This window comes from Pararhizobium antarcticum (genome assembly GCF_001885585.1).
Taxonomy (GTDB): Bacteria; Pseudomonadota; Alphaproteobacteria; order Rhizobiales; family Rhizobiaceae; genus Pararhizobium; species Pararhizobium antarcticum.
In genome coordinates, this window is sequence record NZ_LSRP01000074.1 from 210,245 (window position 1) to 230,175 (window position 19,931).

The following is a 19,931-nucleotide window of genomic DNA, read 5'->3' on the forward strand; positions in this document are numbered from 1 at the left end:
GGCATGGTTCAGTTCGCGATGCCATGGCGGGCAAGGTCCGCCTGCAGGGTCTGCGCATCGGTGAAATGCACCGCCTGCCATCCGGCGGCGCGGGCGCCCTCGACATTGGCCATGCTGTCGTCGATGAACAGCGTCGCACCGGGCTCGAGATCGAAGGTCTGTGTGTGGAGCTTGTAGATCTGCGGGTCTGGCTTGATCAGGCCGACTTCGCCGGAAACCGTAACGCCGCGCGGCAGGGTCAGAAACGGAAACAGCGTCTTTGCGTGGCGAAACGTGTCGGCGGCGAAATTGGTCAGCATGGTCACGTCGCGGCCCTTGGCGATCAGGCCCTCCATGATCGAGACGCTCTCGACATAGGCATGTGGCACCATTTCGTGCCAGTATTTCCGGAAGCCGCGGATCTGCTCTTCGCGTTCCGGGTGCTCGGCAATCAGAAGCGCCTCCGCATCGTTCCAGCTGCGGCCGCGGTCCTGCTCGATGTTCCAGTCATGGGTGCATACATTCGCGAAAAACCAGTCGCGCTCCGCATCATCAGGAATCAGCCGGGTGAAGGGCAGGTTGGGATCGTAATGAATCAGCACCCTGCCGATGTCGAAGACGATATGCCGAATGTTGCTGCTGTTCATGCCCTGGTCTTCCTCATCTGTTTTTTTGGCGCTTCCGGCAGCCCGAAAGCCTGCGGGATCGCCTGTGCGATTGCCTTTTTCATGACCGTCGGCAGCGCCTGTCCGGCCAGGGTTTCAGCGGGCTCCCACCAGCCGTTTTCGCCCGTATTGCGAATGGGCGACGCACGCGCGATAATCGCGCTATAGACGGACAGGCGCAACTCAAAATGCGTGAACACATGGGTGATTGCCCCGCAGGGTTGCCAATCCGCAGCAAACGGACTTGCCTCGATCGACGTGTCGCCGTCGATCCGTGACGTCCACACTGTGCCCGGCACCTCCGTCATGCCGCCGAGAAGCCCGGTTTCGGCGCGCTTGCGCAGGTACACGGCGCCGTCCGTATCCACGGCCACGAAGGCCGCCCCGAGACGCAAGGGCTTGTCCTTTTTTGCGGCCTTGCGCGGGAAGGTTTCGGGATCGGCGGTGTTCAGCGCGAGGCATTGGCCGTTCAGCGGACAGAGCGAACAGGCCGGCCGTTTCGGCGTGCAGATCGTCGCGCCAAGATCCATCATGCCCTGGGCGAAATCGCCGGGCCGATCCTTCGGCGTCATGGCGGCAACCAGCGCCCGCATCTGCGGCTTGGCGCCGGGCAGGGGCGTTTCGATCGCATTCAACCGCGAGATCACCCGCTCGACATTGCCGTCGAGTACGGCGCTCTGGCGGTTGAATGCGATGGCAGCGACAGCCGCCGCCGTATAGTCGCCGATGCCGGGCAGCGCCTTCAAGCCGTCTTCCGTATCGGGAAACACCCCTTGATGATCGCGGGCAACGGCTTCCGCGCATTTTTTCAGGTTGCGCGCCCGGGCGTAGTAGCCAAGCCCGGCCCAGGCCTTCATCACCTCTTCGGTGTCGGCTGTGGCCAGCGCGCCGACCGTCGGCCAGAGCCCGCGGAACTTCTCGAAATAGGCCTTCACCGCCTGCACGGTGGTCTGCTGCAGCATCACTTCAGACAGCCATATATGATAGGGGTCGGGCCGAACGCCACGCGCCGCCATGGCGGGCGATATTCGCCACGGCAGATCGCGATGATGGCGATCGTACCAGGCAATCAGCAGGGCGGCGGCATCCGCCGCTGTCGAAGTCATGGTCATCATTTGCCGGAGGGTTGGTTTTTATCCTATACTTGGCGAAGTGTTCGCTTCCCTTCAAGGCAAAAACCAGTCTTTGGGGCGCGGAGCCGGCCGTCAGCGCCGAAACCGGAACCGGAAGTCTTTCACTTGAAGCAACCCTATACGCGCAGGGGCGTCGTCCAGATCAGCGAAGTCGCCAACCGCCTGATCGATCCGGTTCTCGCCAAGCGTGCCGGCATCAACACTTTGTTGCTCGGCGCGTGGGATGAAATCGCCGGCGAGGAATTTGCCGACTGCACCCGCCCCGAAAAGATCGCCTGGCAGCGGCGGGCGTCCGAAAGCGGGCAGGACGGCGGCTACCTGCCGGGCGTCCTGACGATCGCCTGCGAGGGCGCGCGGGCGCTTTTCCTGACCCATGCGCAGGGCGAACTGATCCAGCGGATCAACGGCTTTTTCGGTTTTGCGGCGATCAACCAGATCCGCATCGTGCAGAAGCCTGTCTCCGCCCCGCCCAAGGCCAACCGCAAGCCAAGGCCCCTGACCGGGGAACCGGCCCGTCGCCTCGATGCCATGATCGGCGATATCGAGAGCGAGGCGTTGAAAGCGGCCCTGACGCGGCTTGGCACGGCGGTGATGTCGAGGCGCAAAAAATGACCGCGATCATCAAGCGGTCACAATTGTTTGACCTGTTTGACCCGACTAACGCTTGTGACAGCCGGTAAGGCAAGTTATCGAAACTGCAAAGCAATACTCATTTCAGCCCTTGACCCAGGTGATACCATGTCCTCTTCCCCATCAAACCTCTTCAAGAATTTTTCGGGCAAGCGCCTTCTGGGCGGTGTTGCGCTGGCCGCGCTCGCCGTGACGCTGGCCGCCTGTAGCGACGACAACAAGGACGCAGCCTCCACGACGCCTGCCACGCAGACAATCGACACCGCGACCAAGACCGAGATGAAGCCGGTTGACGGCATCACCACGTCGTCGACCGTGTCGTCCGCCGCAACAACAACGACAACACCGGCAACGGCACAGACCGGCGAGACGCAGATGGCGCAGGCCGCCGCACCGGCAGCCAAGGTCGAGCTTCCGGTCTCCGAAGGCGATGTCGATGTCGAAAAGCTGATGGCGCCGGGACCGCTGCCGGAAATGGCCATCGGCGAGGCCAATGCGCCCGTAACGATCGTCGAATACATGTCGATGACCTGCCCGCATTGCGCGGCCTTCCACAACAACACCTTCGATGCGATCAAGACGAAATATGTCGATAGCGGCAAGGTTCGCTTCGTCGTCCGCGAATTCCCCTTCGATCCGCGTGCCGCCGCCGCCTTCATGCTGGCGCGCTGCGCCCCGGAAGGCCAGTATTTCCCGATGGTCTCGATGATGATGAAGCAGCAGGAACAGTGGGCCGCGGCGCCGAACGGCCGCGAAGCGCTGCTGCAGATGTCCAAACTCGCCGGTTTTACACAGGAGAGCTTCGAGACCTGCTTGACGAACCAGAAGCTTCTGGATGATGTGAATGCCACGATGCAGAAGGGCGCCAAGGATTACGGTGTCGCCTCGACCCCGACCTTCTTCGTCAATGGCAAGAAATATTCTGGAGACATGTCGGTTGACACCATGTCGGCCCTTATCGACACAATGCTCTGATCCTTCGCGTCCCTTCCGGACAATCGACGGGCGCCTCTGTGCGCCCGTTTGTTTTTCCGTCTTCACCCCGACGGGGAGGCGGACGGGGCGGAGCGCGGCGATGAGGGCGAGCAAGGTGCGCGGAACCACCTCCTCATCCGACCCAGCGGACCACTTCCTCCCGGTTGGAGAGAAGAGGGACCGGCCAACATGAAATTCAACCGCCTTCGCCTGCTCGGCTTCAAGTCCTTCGTTGAGCCCACCGAATTCGTCATCGAGCGCGGACTGACAGGCGTCGTCGGGCCGAACGGCTGCGGAAAGTCGAACCTCGTCGAAGCGCTGCGCTGGGTGATGGGCGAGAATTCCTACAAGAACATGCGCGCGTCCGGCATGGACGATGTGATCTTTTCCGGATCCGGAAACCGTCCGGCGCGCAACACAGCCGAAGTCGGGCTCTATCTCGACAACAGCGATCGCACCGCACCGGCCGCCTTCAACGATAGCGACGAGATCCAGGTGACGCGGCGGATCGAGCGGGAAAACGGCTCGGTCTACCGCATCAACGGCAAGGAAGCCCGCGCCAAGGATGTGCAGCTCTTGTTTGCCGATGCCTCGACCGGCGCCCGTTCGCCTTCCATGGTCGGGCAGGGGCGGATCGGCGAGCTGATCGCGGCCAAACCGCAAGCCAGGCGGCAATTGCTGGAAGAGGCCGCCGGAATATCCGGGCTGCATTCGCGTCGTCACGAGGCCGAGTTGCGTTTGAAGGGCGCCGAGACCAATCTCGAACGGCTGGACGACGTTACCTCGCAGCTCGAGAGTCAGATCGAGAGCCTGAAGCGCCAGGCCCGCCAGGCCAACCGTTTCAAGATGCTCTCGGCCGATATCCGCCGCCACGAGGCAATGCTGCTGCACATCCGCTGGGTCCAGGCCAAAGAGGCCGAAGGCGAGGCCGACAGCCAGCTGAACCAGATCACCTCGCTGGTCGCCGAAAAAGCGCAGGATCAGATGGAAGCGGCGAAGGCGCAGGCCATTGCCAGCCTCAAGCTGCCGGAATTGCGCGAAGAGGAGGCAAGGGTCGCCGCCGCCCTGCAGCGCATGCAGATCGCCAAGGCACAGCTGGAAGAGGATGCCGGGCGCACGCTGCGCCGTCGCGACGAGCTGCAGCGCCGCCTGTCGCAGCTGGGCGAGGACATCCTGCGCGAAGAACGCATGATCGCCGACAATGCCGGGATTCTCGCCCGCCTCGAAGAGGAGGAGGCAGCGCTTCTGGAGACCCTGGCCGAGGCAGACGACCGGGCTGTCGAAGCGCAGGAGCGGCTCGGCGACGTCAGCGAGAAACTCGTCGAAAGCGAGCGCCAGTCGAGCCTTTTGACGGCAGAACGCGCCGAGGCGCAGGCCGGTCGCAACCAGCTGGAAAAGACCATCCGCGATCTCCTCGAACGGCAGGGGCGTCTTGCCCGCCAGCTGGGAGACCAGAGCCGCGACCTCGAAAACCTCGATCGCCAGATCGCCGTGCTGCCGGATCCGGAGGAAAAGCGCGAACAGGTCGAGGCTGCCGAGGCTGCGCAGGAGGATGCGGATACCGCTATCGTTTTGGTCGAGGAGGCGCTTGCTGCGGCACGCCGGATGGAAGCGTCCGCCCGCCCGCCGGTTGAGGCCGCCCGGGCTGAGCTGAACGGGATAGAAACCGAAGCCCGCACCATCCGGCGCATGCTGGACGCAGCCACGGTGGCCGGCGTCTCGCCACCGGTGGTCGACGACATCAAGGTCGATCGCGGTTTTGAGACGGCGCTGGGGGCGGCGCTGGGCGACGATCTCGATTCGCCGCTCGATCCAACAGCGCCCGCCTATTGGCGCATGCCGGGCCCGACAAAGGACGCTGCCCTGCCGGCCGGCACAACGGCGCTTGCCGCTCATGTCCGCGCGCCGGCTGAACTCGCGCGTGCCCTCAATCAGGTCGGCATCGTTGCCGACAATGCCGAAGCCGAGGCCTTGATGCCGCAGCTGCAGGCCGGCCAGCGCCTGGTAACGCGCGACGGCGCCATCTGGCGCTGGGACGGCCATGTCACCGGTGCGGATGCCCCGAGTGCGGCGGCGCTTCGTCTTGCGCAGAGAAACCGGCTGGCCGAGCTCGATCTGCAGGCCGAGGATGCGCAACGCCAGCTGGAACAGTGCGAGACCGCCCTTGCCAAGGCTGCAGCCGGTATCCGGGTCGAGGATGAGCGTCTGCGCCAGGCGCGCGACGCGCAGCGGATGATGGTACGCAAGGTCACGGACGCCCGCGATGCGCTGGCGGCCGCAGAGCGCGCCTCCGGTGATCTGGTGCGCCGCCGCGCGGTGCTGGCCGAAACCCGCAGCCAGCTCGAACTGCAGCTTGAAGAGCTTGCCGAGCAGATGGAGGGCGCCCGCGAAGCGCTCGATGACGCGCCCGATCTCGCCGATCTCGAAACGCGCCTCCGGCATGTCCTGCTGGAGGTGGCGCAGGACCGCGCCGCCGTCGCCGAAGCGCGCGCCGCCCATGACGGCCTTGCCCGCGAAAACGAGGCGCGGCAACGCCGGCTGACGGCAATTGCCGCAGAGCGCCAGACCTGGAATACCCGCGCCGAAAGCGCCGGCGAGCACATCGCCACGCTGCGCGACCGCGAAGCCGAGGCGCGCGACGAGGTGGAGGCGCTGATGGATGCGCCGGACGAATTCGACGAAAAGCGCCGCGCTCTGATGACGGAGCTGACCCTGATGGAAACTGCCCGCCGTGCCGCCGCCGACCGGCTGGCCGAGGCGGAAAATCGCCAGCGCGATGCTGACAGGAACGCCGCAACGGCCCTGTCGCAACTGGCAGAGGTCCGTGAAAAGCGTGGTCGCGCTGAAGAACGTCTTGTGTCAGCGCGCGAAAAACGCGTCGAGATCGAGGCGGCGATCCGCCAGACGCTGAACTGCGCCCCGCACGAGGTGATGCGGCTGACCGGCCTTGCCGTCGATCAGGACCTTCCTGACATACGCGCCATCGAACGCGAGCTTGAGCGGTTGAAGATCGAGCGCGAGCGGCTGGGCGCCGTCAACCTGCGCGCCGAGGAGGAGCAGAAGGAACTGTCGGACAAGCTTGCGGCGCTGATCAAGGAGCGCGAGGACGTGATCGACGCCATCCGCAAGCTGCGCGCCGCGATCCAGAGCCTCAACCGCGAGGGTCGCGAACGGCTGCTGGCCGCCTTCGACATCGTCAATGTCCAGTTCCAGCGGCTGTTCACCCATCTGTTCGGCGGTGGCACGGCCGAACTGCAGCTGATCGAAAGCGAGGACCCGCTCGATGCCGGCCTCGAAATCCTCGCCCGCCCGCCCGGCAAGAAGCCGCAGACGATGACGCTTCTGTCCGGGGGCGAACAGGCGTTGACGGCGATGGCGCTGATCTTTGCGGTCTTCCTCACCAATCCGGCGCCGATCTGCGTGCTCGACGAAGTCGATGCACCGCTCGACGACCACAATGTCGAGCGCTATTGCAACCTGATGGACGAGATGGCGGCTTCGACCGAAACCCGTTTCGTGATCATCACCCATAACCCGATCACCATGGCCCGCATGAACCGCCTGTTCGGCGTCACCATGGGCGAACAGGGTGTCAGCCAGCTGGTCTCTGTCGACCTGCAGACCGCAGAGCGGCTGCGAGAGGCGGTTTGAGGCTTGACGGTCGCTATCTGGCACCCCTGATTTACATGCCTCTATAATTTCTGGCGGCGGCGTCGCGGCCGGTCGATGGCGCAGGGTCCTCCCACGCGCTGGACACGCCCCCTGGCCGGCGGTCAGCGGCATACGGTGCGCGCCACACCGGTAACGCAATCTTGTTGTTCTTGTTGCAGTCTGCGCCGATCACGTCGTGGGCGTGCGGTGCCGGAGATGCGAATTGACGGATTTCACAAGCGCAGATGCACAGGTGTTTCTCGGAGCGGTTCCGTCCGCGTCGCTGTGCGTCAATGCCGGTGGTGTCATCCTTTTTGCCAATGAGGCCGTGCTGGCCATTGCCGGTCCGGGGCCGCTGACGCGCACGCCGGTGTCGCGACTGCTGCCGCAATGGCATGCCCTGTCTGCGACGCAGGCCCAATCGTACCGGCGCGAGACGGTGCTGTTGCGCCACGACGGCAGCGCCATCCCGGTCGAACTGTCCATTGTGCGCTGGGACCGTGAGGGGGCAAGCCTGACCGGTGTCGTGATCCGAGACCTGATCGACGAACAGGCGCTCGACCATATGCGACTGGAACTCGAGCGCCAGAGAGAGCAGGTTCTGGCCGAAGCCGAAGCCGCCCATCGGCGCCTCGGCTTCATCATCGACATGCTGCCGCTGGCGGTCTGCGTCTTCGACGCCGAAGACAAATACGTGCTCTGGAATGCCAGGTATGCCGATCTCTATCCGGAAATCGCCGCGCATCTGCGCCCTGGAATATCCTTCCGGGACATTCTGCGCATCAGTCTCGACAGTGGTGAAATGCCGGAAAAGGTTGAGGATGGCGATCATTGGCTCGAGCAACGCATGGCCAAGCATGCATTGCCGGTGTCGCAAGAGGAGCAGATGTTGCGCGATGGGCGCTGGCTGCGCCATGACGACCGCCGCACCCCTGATGGCGGCGCGATCGGTATGCGCATCGATATCACCGACCTGAAGCGTCGCGAAGACTCCATGCGCCAGCTTTTCGATGCCAATCCCATGCCGATGATGCTCTGCGCCCTGGACACGCTGGATATCATTGACCTCAACCAGGCGGCCATCGCGCTTTATGGCTTCAGTCGTGACGAACTTCTGGGCAAAGCCGTGACCGACCTGCATGTCGCCGACGAGGGCGCGCGTTTTGGCAAGGCGATTGTCGATATCGATGGCGACAGTGAATCGCGCACAGTCTGGCGACATCGCACGGCCGCTGGCGAGGAGCGCCACGTGCTCATCTATGTCCGCTTCCTCAACGAGGGCGCCAATCGGCACCTGCTGCTGACGATCGCCGATGTCAGCGATCGGGTTCAGGCGGAAGCCCATGCGACGCATCTGGCCCATCACGATGCGCTGACCGGACTTCCCAACCGCATGCGGTTTCGCCAGGCGCTGGAAGCTGCGCTCGTTGCGGCCATGCTGAGCGGCGAGGAGGTGGCGGTGCACTACCTTGATCTCGATGGTTTCAAGCCCGTCAACGATACATTTGGCCATGCCACCGGCGACAGCGTGCTGAAGCAGGTTGCAGAGCGGCTGACCGGTGTTCTAGGTGAGGGGGATCTGGTGGCCCGCTTGGGCGGAGACGAATTCGCCATCCTCCAGCATGCGTCTGCAGCCAATGCGGAGGCGGTGGCGAAGCGCTGCATCCAGGCGCTCAGCCAGCCCTTCAGCATCGCCGATGACAGGATCGATATCAGTGCCAGCATCGGCATTGCCGTCTCGCCGGCGAACGGCTCTGACCCTGACGGGCTGATGAGCGCAGCCGATACGGCTCTGTATCAGGCCAAGGCCGAAGGCAAGAACACCTGGCGCCACAGCCGTTCCCAAGTCTGAGGGAACATTTTACCGCCCGTTTGCAGACCGCATCTCACCATCCCCCCCCGGCGAGAGCGGGCCAGACCTGTTGCGCACGCCGACACCGGGATTTATTGCGCAGCGCAGCAATAACAGCTCATTCTGGTGCGATGCAGCATAAACCCGGTGCATTTTCAACCGGCACGGTATACTGTAGCGTCGACGATGAACTGAAGGGGTGGAGACGAGGCATGACCAAGTGGGTTTATACCTTCGGCGGCGGAAAAGCCGAGGGTGCAGCGGTTGATCGCGATCTTCTGGGAGGCAAGGGCGCGAACCTTGCGGAGATGTGCAATCTCGGCCTGCCGGTGCCGCCCGGCCTGACAATCATCACGGAAGCCTGCGCCGGTTATTACAGCCATGGCCGCAGCATCCCCGACGACCTGAAGGCGCAGGTCCGCGCTGGCATCACCCGCATCGAGGAAATCACCGGCCGCGTTTTCGGCGACAACCAGCGTCCGCTTCTGCTCTCTGTCCGCTCCGGCGCGCGCGCCTCGATGCCCGGCATGATGGACACAGTGCTCAATCTCGGTCTCAACGACCACTCCGTGCAGGCGCTCGGCCATGATGCCGGCGACGCACGTTTTGCCTGGGACAGCTATCGCCGCTTCATCCAGATGTATGGCGATGTCGTCATGGGGCTGGACCATGAGATTTTCGAGGAAATCCTCGAGGACGAGAAGGGCCGTCTGGGGCACGGGCAGGATACCGAACTCTCCGCCGTCGAATGGCAGCACGTCATTTCGCTCTACAAGCGCGCCATCGAAGAGGAACTCGGCGAGAGCTTTCCGCAGGATCCGGAAGTCCAGCTCTGGGGGGCGATCGGCGCCGTTTTTGCCAGCTGGATGAATGCCCGTGCCATCACCTATCGCCACCTGCACAATATTCCGGCCGAATGGGGCACTGCGGTCAACGTCCAGGCCATGGTCTTCGGCAATCTCGGCAATTCATCGGCCACCGGCGTCGCCTTCACCCGCAATCCCTCGACCGGTGAAAACGAACTCTACGGCGAATTCCTCGTCAACGCGCAAGGCGAAGATGTCGTGGCCGGCATCCGCACGCCGCAGAACATCACCGAGGCATCGAGGCTTGCCTCCGGCTCCGACAAGCCGTCGCTGGAAAAGCTGATGCCGGAGGCCTTCGAGCAGTTCTGCACGATCTGCGAGACGCTGGAGCGGCACTACAAGGACATGCAGGATCTCGAATTCACCATCGAGCGCGGTACGCTCTGGATGCTGCAGACGCGGTCCGGCAAGCGCACCGCAAAGGCGGCGCTGAAGATCGCCGTCGACATGGCCGAAGCCGGGCTGATCACCCGCCACCAGGCCGTCACCCGCATCGATCCGGCCTCGCTCGACCAGTTGCTGCATCCAACGATCGACCCGCGGGCCCGGCGCGACATCATCGGCTCCGGCCTGCCGGCGTCGCCGGGCGCTGCCACCGGCGAGATCGTCTTCACCTCGGAGGAGGCCGTCCTGGCCGAGAAGGAAGGCCGCAAGGTCATCCTGGTGCGGGTCGAGACCAGCCCGGAGGACATTCACGGCATGCATGCGGCCGAAGGCATTTTGACCTCGCGTGGTGGCATGACCAGCCATGCGGCGGTCGTGGCCCGCGGCATGGGCATCCCCTGCGTTTCCGGTGCCGGCAATATCCGCGTCGACCTGCGCAACGAACTGCTGATCGCCGCCGGCATGACCCTGAAGAAGGGCGACGTGATCACCATCGATGGCTCCTCCGGCCAGGTGCTGAAGGGCGAGATCCCGATGCTGCAGCCGGAACTGTCCGGCGATTTCGGCAGGATCATGGAATGGGCCGACAAGAGCCGGCGCATGACGGTGCGCACCAATGCCGAAACCCCGGCCGACGCGCGCGCTGCCCGTTCCTTCGGCGCCGAAGGCATCGGGCTTTGCCGCACCGAGCACATGTTCTTCGAGGGCGAGCGCATCAACGTCATGCGCGAAATGATCCTGGCCGCGGACGAAGCCGGTCGCCGCATTGCGCTCGACAAGCTCCTGCCGATGCAGCGGTCCGATTTCGCCGAGTTGTTCTCGATCATGCACGGGCTTCCCGTGACCATCCGGCTGCTCGATCCGCCGCTGCATGAATTCCTGCCGAAGACCGACGAGGAGATTGCCGATGTCGCCGGCGTTCTCGGCATGAACCCGGCGGACTTGCGCCAGCGTGTCGATGCGCTGCACGAGTTCAATCCGATGCTGGGCCATCGCGGCTGCCGGCTGGCGATTTCCTACCCGGAAATCTGCGAGATGCAGGCCCGCGCCATCTTCGAAGCGGCCGTCGAGGCGGCGCGCGAAACCGGTGCGCCGGTCGTGCCCGAGATCATGGTGCCGCTGGTCGGGCTGAAATCCGAACTGGATTACGTCAAGGCCTGCATCGACGCCGTTGCGAAAGAGGTGATCGGCGAAGCCGGCATCGAGATCGAATATCTGGTAGGCACGATGATCGAACTGCCGCGCGCAGCCCTTCGCGCCCATGTGATTGCCGAAAGCGCCGATTTTTTCTCCTTCGGCACCAATGACCTGACACAGACGACTTTCGGCATCTCGCGCGATGACGCGGCGCAGTTCCTCAATACCTATATCCAGAAGGGCATCGTCGAGCAGGACCCCTTCGTCTCGCTCGATTTCGATGGTGTCGGAGAGTTGATCCAGATTGCTGCAGAACGCGGCCGTCGCACCAAGAACGGCCTGAAGCTCGGGATCTGCGGCGAACATGGCGGCGATCCCGCCTCGATCCGCTTTTGCGAGCAGACCGGGCTCGACTATGTCTCCTGCTCGCCCTTCCGCGTCCCGATCGCACGGCTGGCGGCCGCACAGGCGGCGATCAATGGTGGGGGATGAGGGGTGATACTGAAAATTGACTCGAACAACGCCATATTTTACGTTTTTTCGACAATCATTGGGAAGGTCCTATGAAACACGGATCCATAACAGTTCGCGCCGCCTGGGATGACGAGGCCAATGTCTGGGTCGCATCAAGTTCGGATATCGGCGGATTGGCGCTTGAAGCGGCTACGATGGAGCAACTTGAGCCGAAGATCTTGGCTGCCATCGCCGATCTGCTCGAACTGAACGAGATTTCATCCGACCTGAAGGAGATTCCGGTTCACATCATGTCGGAACATCTCGCCCGTGTCCCCAATCCGCATTTCTGATCATCGATGGCAAGCTATCTGAGGGAACTCAAGGAGTTGTTGACGAAGGCGGGCTGCTACTATGTCAGATCCGGAAAAGGCGATCACGAGATCTGGTTCAGCCCGATCGCAAAGCGTCACTTCACTGTCGATCACGGCATGAAGTCGCGGCACACCGCCAATGAAACACTCAAACAGGCCGGTCTCCCGAAAGCATTTTAAATGTTCGAGCCGTTTCAGCGACCTATGAATGTTGGATGGCAGGTCAGATAAACCGGGTACCGACCCACGACCATCCCAGCCCGTCAGATCCGTTCCAGCACATCCACGAAGGCATCGGCGAAATTTGCAAGGCCGGCCGTGGCCTCACTGGGCCGTTCGATGCGGATGGTTGCGCCATCGCGTTCGAGGCAGGCAAAGATCGTCGTCATCGCGCTGCCGCCGCCCTCGCGCAGGCGCAACACGGCGATCCGGTCGCAATTGGCGATCAGGCCGGATGCCGGCAGTTCGAACAGGAATGCCCCGCCAATGCCCGCAACGGCAGCGCGCATATGCGCCGAAAAGCCCGCAGCGCCGGCCGTGAAGCCGTCCAGCGACAGTTCGAGTTCGATGAGTTCCATCGGCAGGCCGGGTTCGGCCGTCGTGATGGCGGGCTGCGCGGTGCCTGCCTGAGTGCCTGCCTGAGTGGCTGAAGGGGTGCCAGAGGGGGTGGTCGCGTCGAATGACAGCATGATCGAACTCCTTGCGCGCTGCACGTCGTCTCCGACATGCGCTCCGCGATCCTGACAAGACATGCGCCGGTTGGCCGACAGCATGGGTGATAACCCCCGTTTGTCACACTTGCTGAACGAGAATGGCGAATTTGCGGCGTCGCGCAGCGTCCGAGGATCGGGCGTCGCATGCGTTTGCCTGTTCCCTCGCTCTGTTTTCCGCTTTAAACACAAGACAGCCAGCGCGTGAGAAGGGACTGATTCCGGTTCATGATGATCAAGTACGAGCGCCCGATCTCGCAGACGGCCGTCTGGGCAAGGCACCTTGCCCGTTTCTCCTTCGGCTTTTTGGCCGTGGCCCTGCTCGCCCACCGCTTCGGTCCGTTGACGACGCCGCATTTTCTGGCGCTGTGCGCGGTATCCGCCGGTCTGGCGCTCTTGGCCGTCGCGCTTGCCATTATCGGTTTCGTCCGGCTCTGGCAGGTTGCGGCCGTCGGCGGCATCGCCGCCTTCATGGCGCTGGTCTATGCGGCCGGGCCGCTCGGTTTTGCCGGCGTCGAACTCGCCGCCTATTTTTCCCGTCCCGCCATCTATGACGTCACCACCGACACGCAGGCGCCCCCCTCCTGGATCATCCCGCCGGATGCCGCGCAGGGCTGGCTGCGGCGTGCAGCAGAGGTGACAGTCGAAGATCGCGCCGCGCAGCGGGCCGCCTATCCGGGCCTCACGGGGCGGCGCTATGACGGCGCGCTCGACCGCGTCTATCAGGGCGTGCGCAATGTCATCGATAAGACCGGTGTGGCGATCGCCGCCGAAGAAGGGGTCGAAAACACCAGAGCGGACCTCGAGGACATGGTCGTCAAGCCGGAAACCGGACCCGTCGACAGCGAACCGGACAGCGTCCCCATTCCCCTGTCGCGACCGGATATGATCGTGCCGGGCGACAGGCCGCCGGGCCGGCGTCAAAGCGATGTTCTGCTGCAGGGTGAGTGGCGCACGCTGATCATCGGCCTGCGCTTCGATGTGCTGATCCGGCTGCGGGAAGAGGCGGAAACCACGCTTGTCGACCTGCGCGTCGCCTCCCGCTACGGCCCCCATGATCTCGGCCAGGGTGCCGCCTACGCCGACAGTTTTCTGAAAAGCCTGGACGCCGAACTTCTGGGCATTGCCGGAGGATAGGGCGCAATCGCTCGTCAGGACGCAGACAGTCTCTCGCCCCCGTGCGTCTGCCTTTTGAGACCCGCCAAGTTACGCATGCGGTTGCGCGAGACGCGCCTGGATCCAGACGACAAAGGCACGTGCGGCGGCTGAAAGCTGGTCAAAATCGCGGGCAACGAGCCAATAGGCGCCATTGTCGATCGCCGGACCGGGCGCCTGTTTCAAGCGTCCCGCTTGGATTTCTTCATGCGCAAGGAGCGGATCGGCAAGCATGACGCCATGTCCCCGCAGCGCCGCCTGCAGGACAAGGCCACCATCTGCGAATATTGGCCCGCGTCCCATGCCGGCCTCGACCGCCAGGCCTGCTGCTCCAAACCAGCGTTCCCAGCAATCACGATCGTCTTCATGCAACAGCGTTTGCGATACAAGATCGCGCGGCGAGGTAATCGCCGCTGCCGTTTCGAGCATGGGCGCCAGAACCGGCGCGATCTTGGTCGCAAGGAGGCATTTCGCCTGGGTGCGCGGCCAGGATGTGGCGTTGAGGCTGTAGCGTATTGCCAATTCCGCGTCCTGCGTCCGGAACTCGATCAACCGGGCGTCGGATTCGACAGAGACGTCGATACCCGCGTGCAGCTTTCTGAACTCGGCCAGATGCGGAACGAGCCAACAGGCGGCAAAGCCGGGTTCGGCGTTGACGGTCAGCAGGGGTTCAATCTCCCTGCCACGGATTTCGTCCAGACGGGTGTCGATCCGGTCGAAGGCCTGCGTCAGCGTCTCCAGCAGGTCAATACCATGGGCTGTGAGGGTGACGCGGCGGGCGTGGCGGTTGAAGAGCGGTTTTCCGAGCAGCCTTTCGAGGTCGCGCACCTGTCGGCTGATTGCCGCTTGCGACACGAACAGTTCTTCTGCGGCCAGGGTGAAGCTCAACAGGCGACCGGCGGACTCGAAGCTGCGCAGCGCCGTCAAAGGCAAACGTCCGCGTTTCATGGATAACCTCAACTTATGACGAGACGACGATAAGCTCGTTTGTGCGAAGGCGGCAAGAGGTGCCAACTGTTCTTACGAAAGACCGCACCGAAGGATATGATCACCATGAAGTCGCTCCTCATTCTGATGATGGACGTGATGCTGTTGTTGACCTTTCAGTACCGAAGTGTCGGCAGGCGCGATCCTTGCAGCCGCGGAGACAACCGCATCTGGATGCGTGAACGGCCACCACCCAGATATTGACGCATGGATATGAAGGCGGTCTTCGTTCATCCCAGAAACCGGCTTGTGTGCTCGGCGGTCGGCACGTAGCAGCGGTCGCGTCGCCCTGCGATGCGGTAGCGGTTGCGCGCCACAAGGTCATAGAGCGCATCGCGGAGCCGTCGCGGCAGGATGCGCAGGGCAGGGGACAGTTTGAAGGGATAACCGAGCCCTGCCGCCATGCGGATCGCCCCCTCCGACTTGAAGAAGGCGCAGCCGTGCTCGATCAGGATGTTGGTCTCATAGTTTCGCGTCTCCAGCCCGTAATGGCGATAGAGGGCTTCGCCAAGCGGTGACTGCGCGGTCAGAAACCGGAAGCGCCCGGCACGATCATGGCGCAGCACGACATTCACCCAGCCCGAGCAGACGAGGCATTCGCCGTCGAAGACGAGAATGGCGTGGCTGTCGTCGAAGGGCGGAACGGCGGGGTCGTCGCGGTAGCTGTAGGCGCCGCGCAGGCCCGTCATGTGGCGCCGCCCGGTGCCATCCGGTATTGCCCCATCAGCGCTGGCGGTCCGTCGGTTTCCACCTGCCCGCGCTCGACGAGGTCTTCGAGATGCGCCAGAACCGAAAGGGCGGCTGCGCCATGCAGGCGGATATCCGTCGAGGCATAGATGGTCCGGACCATGTCCGGGATTGCCGTATCGCCGGCCCGCACCCGCTCCAGCACCGCACGCTCGCGCATGCGGCGATGGGTGCGCAGTCCGCGCAGGAAGGCGGCGGGTTCCTTTACCGGCCCGCCATGGCCGGGCAGATAGAGCCGGTCGTCGCGCGACAAAAGTGCCTCCAGCGAAGCCATGTAATCGGCCATCGCCCCATCCGGCGGCGCAACAATGCTGGTTGCCCAGGCCATCACGTGATCGGCGGAAAATACCGTGCCGGTGCCCTCCAGCGCAAAGGCCGCATGGTTGGCGGTGTGGCCGGGCGTCATCAGGGCCGTTAGCGCCCAGCCGTCGCCCTCGATCGTTTCACCGTCTGACAGCCTCCGGTCGGGCACAAAATCCATGTCGGCGCTTTCGGCAAAGGGGTTGATCTCGCCCGCATGCAGCGGCCGCGACGCCCGGTGCGCCCCTTCGGCCACCACCAGCGCGCCCGTTGCCGCCTTCAGCCGGCGCGAAAGCGGCGAGTGGTCGCGATGCGTGTGGCTGACGGCGATATGGGTGACCGTGCGGCCGGCAAGGGCTGCCATCAGCGCCTGGAAATGCGCCTCGTCTTCAGGCCCCGGATCGATCACGCAGACGGAGCGATCGCCGACGATGTAGCTGTTGGTGCCGTGGAAGGTGAAGGGGCCGGGATTGTTGACGGTGATGCGCTGAACATTGGGCGCGACAGCCACCGCCTGCCCGTGTGCCGGCTTGAAATCCACGTCGAAATCCGGACCGTCCATGCGTTTGCGGCGTCCCTTCACTTGTACTCGACTTCAATGAAGGACATGAATTCCGGGCCGGCATTGACGACATTGTGCTCGACGCCGGCCTCGCGCCGATAGGCTGCGCCCGCTGCCATATCGACCCGCCGCTCGCCATCGGGCTCCTCCAGCAGGAACTGGCAATCCGTCATCGGCACGACGACATAGCCCATGCCATGCACGTGATGGCCAGTGTCAGCGCCGGGCTCGAAATCCCAGCGGGTAATGCGCACCACGGCATCGTCCAGGAGAACGGTTGGTTTGGCAGGCGGGCGGGCGCGATACTGGCTCATGGGGCTCTCCGGTTTCCGAAGCGACCGTAACGCAGAAAGCTGCCGACCGGAATGGGGCTCCACGATCGGCCCCGCGTTCTTTCAACACCGTGGGCGAAGAGCGCAAAGCCTCGCGGCGAGCGGCTTCATCAAGCCGCTCCTCTCAGTTTGTGTTCGCGTTGGCGATCCGGCGTGAGGCATTGTCGAGGGCGTTGCTGCTCTGGACGCCGTCCTGCTTCAAACCTCTCGCGGTATTGCCGCAACCGGACAGGGCGAAGAGCGAAAGGCAGGCGGCAGCGACGACGAACATCTTCATGAGAGACTCTCCTTGGCAACAATCCTTCGAACATGTGCCCGGCCGCGACTGTATCAATATCCGCGTCTAAAAAAACCGCTGGTTTGTCGCGCAGACGGTTGCCCCGGTGCTTCGCGAAAACAATTGCCCGTGGAAACCTGCCCGCAGGGCGATGCTAATATGGCGACCGGCACCCCCTGTTTGCCCGGTCTACAAAACATCTGAGGAAATTCGCGCAAGGACCAACTTAACCGTTGTCGCTCGCGGCGAGCTTTGCTAAACCGCTCTTGATTTGGCCCGGTGCTCTGCAGCGCGCCAAGCGTTGGGGCGTAGCCAAGCGGTAAGGCACTGGTTTTTGGTACCGGCACCCCTGGTTCGAATCCAGGCGCCCCAGCCACGCACGCATTTTCAAGCCAGGAATCCAAATTTCCAGCTCTTTCGCTTTCACGATGGAAGGGATGGGCCTTGGTCTTTGTAGGAGAAGTGGTGCAACGTTGCGATCCTCCATCCCCTTGACTTGCGCATTTTTCACCCCGATAGGGTCAAGCCGAAAAATCTGGCAAGCGCCCGTCCAATAACTTCAGGAGTGCAAGAGTGAGCGACCCGACCGTAGAAGATGCAACAAACCGGATTTATGATTCGATTCACGCTGACAATGCCGACATCGACACGCATATCGCGACGCTCAAGGCGGCTTTGGCGCGGGCAGGTTTGAAAGAGGCCGTATTCGATCCGGCGAGGCTGGTGCACAGCAACCGGTCCGGCCGGAAGCTCATGCAGGCCTATTTTCGGCAGCGTGGTGTGACCGTCAAGTTCACGGCCTGAGGTCTGTTGCGGCAGCAAGAGAGGTAGACGTGGTAGATTTCGGCCTCCTGCGGAGGTTTTGCACGGTTACCGTTTGCGCCCCCGGCCGGAACCGGACGCATCCCGTGAGGGCTTGGCCGAGTCGGAAAAGCCGGGATGTTTGCCTTTGACCCAGGCCACGAATGTCTGCATGGCAGGGTCCTCGAGAATGGCCTCGATCGTCGAGAATTTCTTGGCGAGTTGGGCATCCGTAAATGTCGCATGGATCTGGTCGTGGCAGATCCGGTGCAGGCAAACGGTTTTCTTGCCCCCCTTGCTCTTCGGCACCAGATGATGGGCGTCCTGTTGATCATCCGGGATCACGCGTGCGCAGACCGGGCACAGCACGGGCTCAGGGTCCGTTTCCGTATCCCATGAAGACGCGTCGTCTCTGTTCTTGCGGGCCATAGGTCCTCGGTCGATCTTTTCACGCTGTGCCGGACGGGCATGGAAACCATTCGATCAATCCGGTCTTTCCGACTGATACCGGGTCTTTCGACCGGGAGCAATGCGGTCCCCGATCGCACTTTGCCCGGCGCGCCCAAATCCATCCTGCAGGCCGGATGTTTGAGCGCGCGCTAACGCCCGCATGCGATCCCCCGGCCGCCATGGACGTTTGTCGCGCCTGTCCTAGATACCTGGCTTGAGACTGGCCTTGCCATGCGATCCATGCAGAAATAGTTTGCCTCTGCGGCGACGGGTGATCAAACGGCTGGCGCTGCCGGGCGAAAGCGTCGCATCTGCTTGTACCGCACGGCGCTGCATGCCATGAGGACAATTTTCCAGGAGACTGGCTTATGACCAGAGCCAAATTGGCCGGACGATCCCAAAGACCGGGATTAGCAGGACCGGGATTAGCGGGACCGGGATCACAAAGACCGGGATCACCCGGACTGACGCCATCAGTCGGGCTGGGGCTGTTCCTGGCATCCCTTCTTTTCAGTGTGCCTGCCAATGCGACGCCTGTTCTCGTTGTCGATGCCGCAAGTCGCCAGGTGCTCTATCAGGAAGAGGCTGGCGTGCCCTGGTATCCGGCCTCGACGACAAAGCTGATGACGGCGCTCGTGGTGTTCGAAGCGCTGCGCTCCGGTGACGTCACCCTGAATACGCCGGTCATGATGACGCGCAACGCGACGAAACAGGCTTTCCTGGAATCAGGGCTCACCTTCGGGCGGACCATGACCCTTGAAGATGCGCTGTTTGCCGCGCTCACCGCCTCGGCCAATGACGTGGCGGTGGCGCTTGCCGAAGCGGTGGCCTCCGATGAAGCGAGCTTCGTTCAGCGCATGAACACGGCGGCAGCGCGTCTCGGCATGACGGCCACGCATTTTTCCAGTCCGAACGGCCTGTTCGACAAGACCACTGTCTCGACCGCGCGCGACCTCGCCATCCTCGGGCTTGAAGTGGACCGCCTGTTCCCGGAGTATCGCCGCTTCTTCCAGGCATCCGCCGTCACCATCGACGGCAAGCCGATCAAGTCCAACAATGCGTTGCTCACCCGTTTCAGCGGAACGATCGGCATGAAGACCGGTTTCCTCTGTGCCTCCGGGCGCAATTATGTCGGCCTTGCCACGCGCAATGGCAAACGTGTGATGGTCGTGCTTCTCGGCGCCACCACGGAGCGCGAACGCAATGAACGCGCCGCGCAATATCTGACCCAGGCCTTCGACGGCAGGCTGCCTGCAGCAGGTCCTGTGGACGCTGTGCAAAATCGCCCGGATGTGGCACCGCAGGACATGCGCGTCCGCCTCTGCACGGACCAGAGCGCCGCCTATGAGGCGAGCCGCGACGCGCTTTACCCGATGGGCCTGCCGGGCCATGAAACCTACCTGCGCGATACGCTGCCCGAAGCGGTCCACGCCATCCGGACCTGGCCCGATGACAATGCCGTTGACGTGCCCGTCCCCCGCCAGCGTCCCTCCTGATCGAAACAACTGCCG

At 63.3% G+C, this 19,931-nt stretch carries 19 protein-coding genes and 1 tRNA gene; 11 read left to right on the forward strand and 9 right to left on the reverse strand.

Going from position 1 to position 19,931, the window contains the following annotated elements; genetic code table 11:
• Positions 1-8: 8 nt before the first annotated feature.
• Positions 9-626: an HAD family hydrolase gene (locus AX760_RS08415; protein WP_071832375.1), complete on the reverse strand. Its 618-nt coding sequence runs from the start codon at positions 624-626 to the stop codon at positions 9-11.
• Positions 623-1,756, reverse strand: coding sequence for an A/G-specific adenine glycosylase (gene mutY, locus AX760_RS08420; RefSeq protein ID WP_087149195.1), 1,134 nt, complete (start codon positions 1,754-1,756; stop codon positions 623-625). Before mutY ends, AX760_RS08415 begins: the two co-directional genes overlap by 4 nt.
• A 126-nt stretch (positions 1,757-1,882) precedes the next feature.
• Between mutY and AX760_RS08425 the strand changes: the two genes are divergently transcribed.
• From AX760_RS08425 to AX760_RS08455, 7 genes are all read left to right on the forward strand, one after another.
• On the forward strand, positions 1,883-2,389 hold the full coding sequence (locus AX760_RS08425; RefSeq protein ID WP_071832373.1) for a DUF721 domain-containing protein: 507 nt from the start codon (positions 1,883-1,885) through the stop codon (positions 2,387-2,389).
• 126 nt (positions 2,390-2,515) lie between these two features.
• Positions 2,516-3,382 carry a DsbA family protein gene (locus AX760_RS08430; protein WP_083531123.1) on the forward strand — a complete coding sequence of 289 codons (867 nt, stop codon included), beginning with the start codon at positions 2,516-2,518 and terminating at the stop codon, positions 3,380-3,382.
• A gap of 189 nt (positions 3,383-3,571) precedes the next feature.
• Positions 3,572-7,033, forward strand: a complete 3,462-nt coding sequence (gene smc, locus AX760_RS08435; protein WP_071832372.1) for a chromosome segregation protein SMC — start codon at positions 3,572-3,574, stop codon at positions 7,031-7,033.
• Positions 7,034-7,256: 223 nt separating this feature from the next.
• Positions 7,257-8,885, forward strand: coding sequence for a diguanylate cyclase domain-containing protein (locus tag AX760_RS08440; RefSeq protein WP_087149187.1), 1,629 nt, complete (start codon positions 7,257-7,259; stop codon positions 8,883-8,885).
• A 212-nt stretch (positions 8,886-9,097) separates the two neighbouring features.
• Positions 9,098-11,764: a pyruvate, phosphate dikinase gene (gene ppdK, locus AX760_RS08445; protein ID WP_071832370.1), complete on the forward strand. Its 2,667-nt coding sequence runs from the start codon at positions 9,098-9,100 to the stop codon at positions 11,762-11,764.
• A 71-nt stretch (positions 11,765-11,835) separates the two neighbouring features.
• On the forward strand, positions 11,836-12,078 hold the full coding sequence (locus AX760_RS08450; protein ID WP_071832369.1) for a DUF1902 domain-containing protein: 243 nt from the start codon (positions 11,836-11,838) through the stop codon (positions 12,076-12,078).
• A 6-nt stretch (positions 12,079-12,084) separates the two neighbouring features.
• The gene (locus AX760_RS08455) at positions 12,085-12,279 is read left to right on the forward strand and encodes a type II toxin-antitoxin system HicA family toxin (protein WP_071832368.1); all 195 of its coding nucleotides are present in this window, start codon (positions 12,085-12,087) and stop codon (positions 12,277-12,279) included.
• A gap of 83 nt (positions 12,280-12,362) precedes the next feature.
• Here AX760_RS08455 and AX760_RS08460 read toward each other — a convergent pair whose 3' ends face one another.
• Positions 12,363-12,788, reverse strand: a complete 426-nt coding sequence (locus AX760_RS08460; protein ID WP_071832451.1) for a hypothetical protein — start codon at positions 12,786-12,788, stop codon at positions 12,363-12,365.
• Between the two features lie 249 nt (positions 12,789-13,037).
• Between AX760_RS08460 and AX760_RS08465 the strand changes: the two genes are divergently transcribed.
• Positions 13,038-13,946, forward strand: a complete 909-nt coding sequence (locus tag AX760_RS08465) for a DUF1499 domain-containing protein (protein WP_071832367.1) — start codon at positions 13,038-13,040, stop codon at positions 13,944-13,946.
• A gap of 69 nt (positions 13,947-14,015) precedes the next feature.
• Here the strand turns inward: AX760_RS08465 and AX760_RS08470 are convergent, their stop codons facing one another.
• The 5 genes from AX760_RS08470 to AX760_RS08495 all read right to left on the reverse strand — a co-directional run bounded on the left by AX760_RS08470 (position 14,016) and on the right by AX760_RS08495 (position 17,169).
• The gene (locus AX760_RS08470; RefSeq protein ID WP_071832366.1) at positions 14,016-14,912 is read right to left on the reverse strand and encodes a LysR substrate-binding domain-containing protein; all 897 of its coding nucleotides are present in this window, start codon (positions 14,910-14,912) and stop codon (positions 14,016-14,018) included.
• 269 nt (positions 14,913-15,181) lie between these two features.
• Positions 15,182-15,640 carry a thiol-disulfide oxidoreductase DCC family protein gene (locus AX760_RS08480; protein WP_071832364.1) on the reverse strand — a complete coding sequence of 153 codons (459 nt, stop codon included), beginning with the start codon at positions 15,638-15,640 and terminating at the stop codon, positions 15,182-15,184.
• Complete coding sequence (locus AX760_RS08485) at positions 15,637-16,560, reverse strand: MBL fold metallo-hydrolase (RefSeq protein WP_071832363.1); 924 nt, start codon at positions 16,558-16,560, stop codon at positions 15,637-15,639. Before AX760_RS08485 ends, AX760_RS08480 begins: the two co-directional genes overlap by 4 nt.
• Positions 16,561-16,577: 17 nt before the next feature.
• Positions 16,578-16,874 (reverse strand): cupin domain-containing protein, encoded by a 297-nt coding sequence (locus AX760_RS08490; protein WP_071832362.1) that lies wholly within the window; start codon positions 16,872-16,874, stop codon positions 16,578-16,580.
• 142 nt (positions 16,875-17,016) lie between these two features.
• Positions 17,017-17,169 carry an entericidin gene (locus AX760_RS08495; protein ID WP_071832361.1) on the reverse strand — a complete coding sequence of 51 codons (153 nt, stop codon included), beginning with the start codon at positions 17,167-17,169 and terminating at the stop codon, positions 17,017-17,019.
• Between the two features lie 302 nt (positions 17,170-17,471).
• On the opposite strand from AX760_RS08495, the gene AX760_RS08500 reads away from it, so the two are divergent.
• Positions 17,472-17,545: transfer RNA gene (locus AX760_RS08500), tRNA-Gln, on the forward strand.
• A 197-nt stretch (positions 17,546-17,742) separates the two neighbouring features.
• The gene (locus AX760_RS08505) at positions 17,743-17,973 is read left to right on the forward strand and encodes a hypothetical protein (RefSeq protein ID WP_071832360.1); all 231 of its coding nucleotides are present in this window, start codon (positions 17,743-17,745) and stop codon (positions 17,971-17,973) included.
• A gap of 66 nt (positions 17,974-18,039) precedes the next feature.
• Here the strand turns inward: AX760_RS08505 and AX760_RS08510 are convergent, their stop codons facing one another.
• Positions 18,040-18,399 carry an HNH endonuclease gene (locus tag AX760_RS08510; protein ID WP_071832359.1) on the reverse strand — a complete coding sequence of 120 codons (360 nt, stop codon included), beginning with the start codon at positions 18,397-18,399 and terminating at the stop codon, positions 18,040-18,042.
• 536 nt (positions 18,400-18,935) lie between these two features.
• On the opposite strand from AX760_RS08510, the gene AX760_RS08515 reads away from it, so the two are divergent.
• The gene (locus AX760_RS08515; protein WP_245294963.1) at positions 18,936-19,916 is read left to right on the forward strand and encodes a D-alanyl-D-alanine carboxypeptidase family protein; all 981 of its coding nucleotides are present in this window, start codon (positions 18,936-18,938) and stop codon (positions 19,914-19,916) included.
• Positions 19,917-19,931 lie beyond the last annotated feature (15 nt).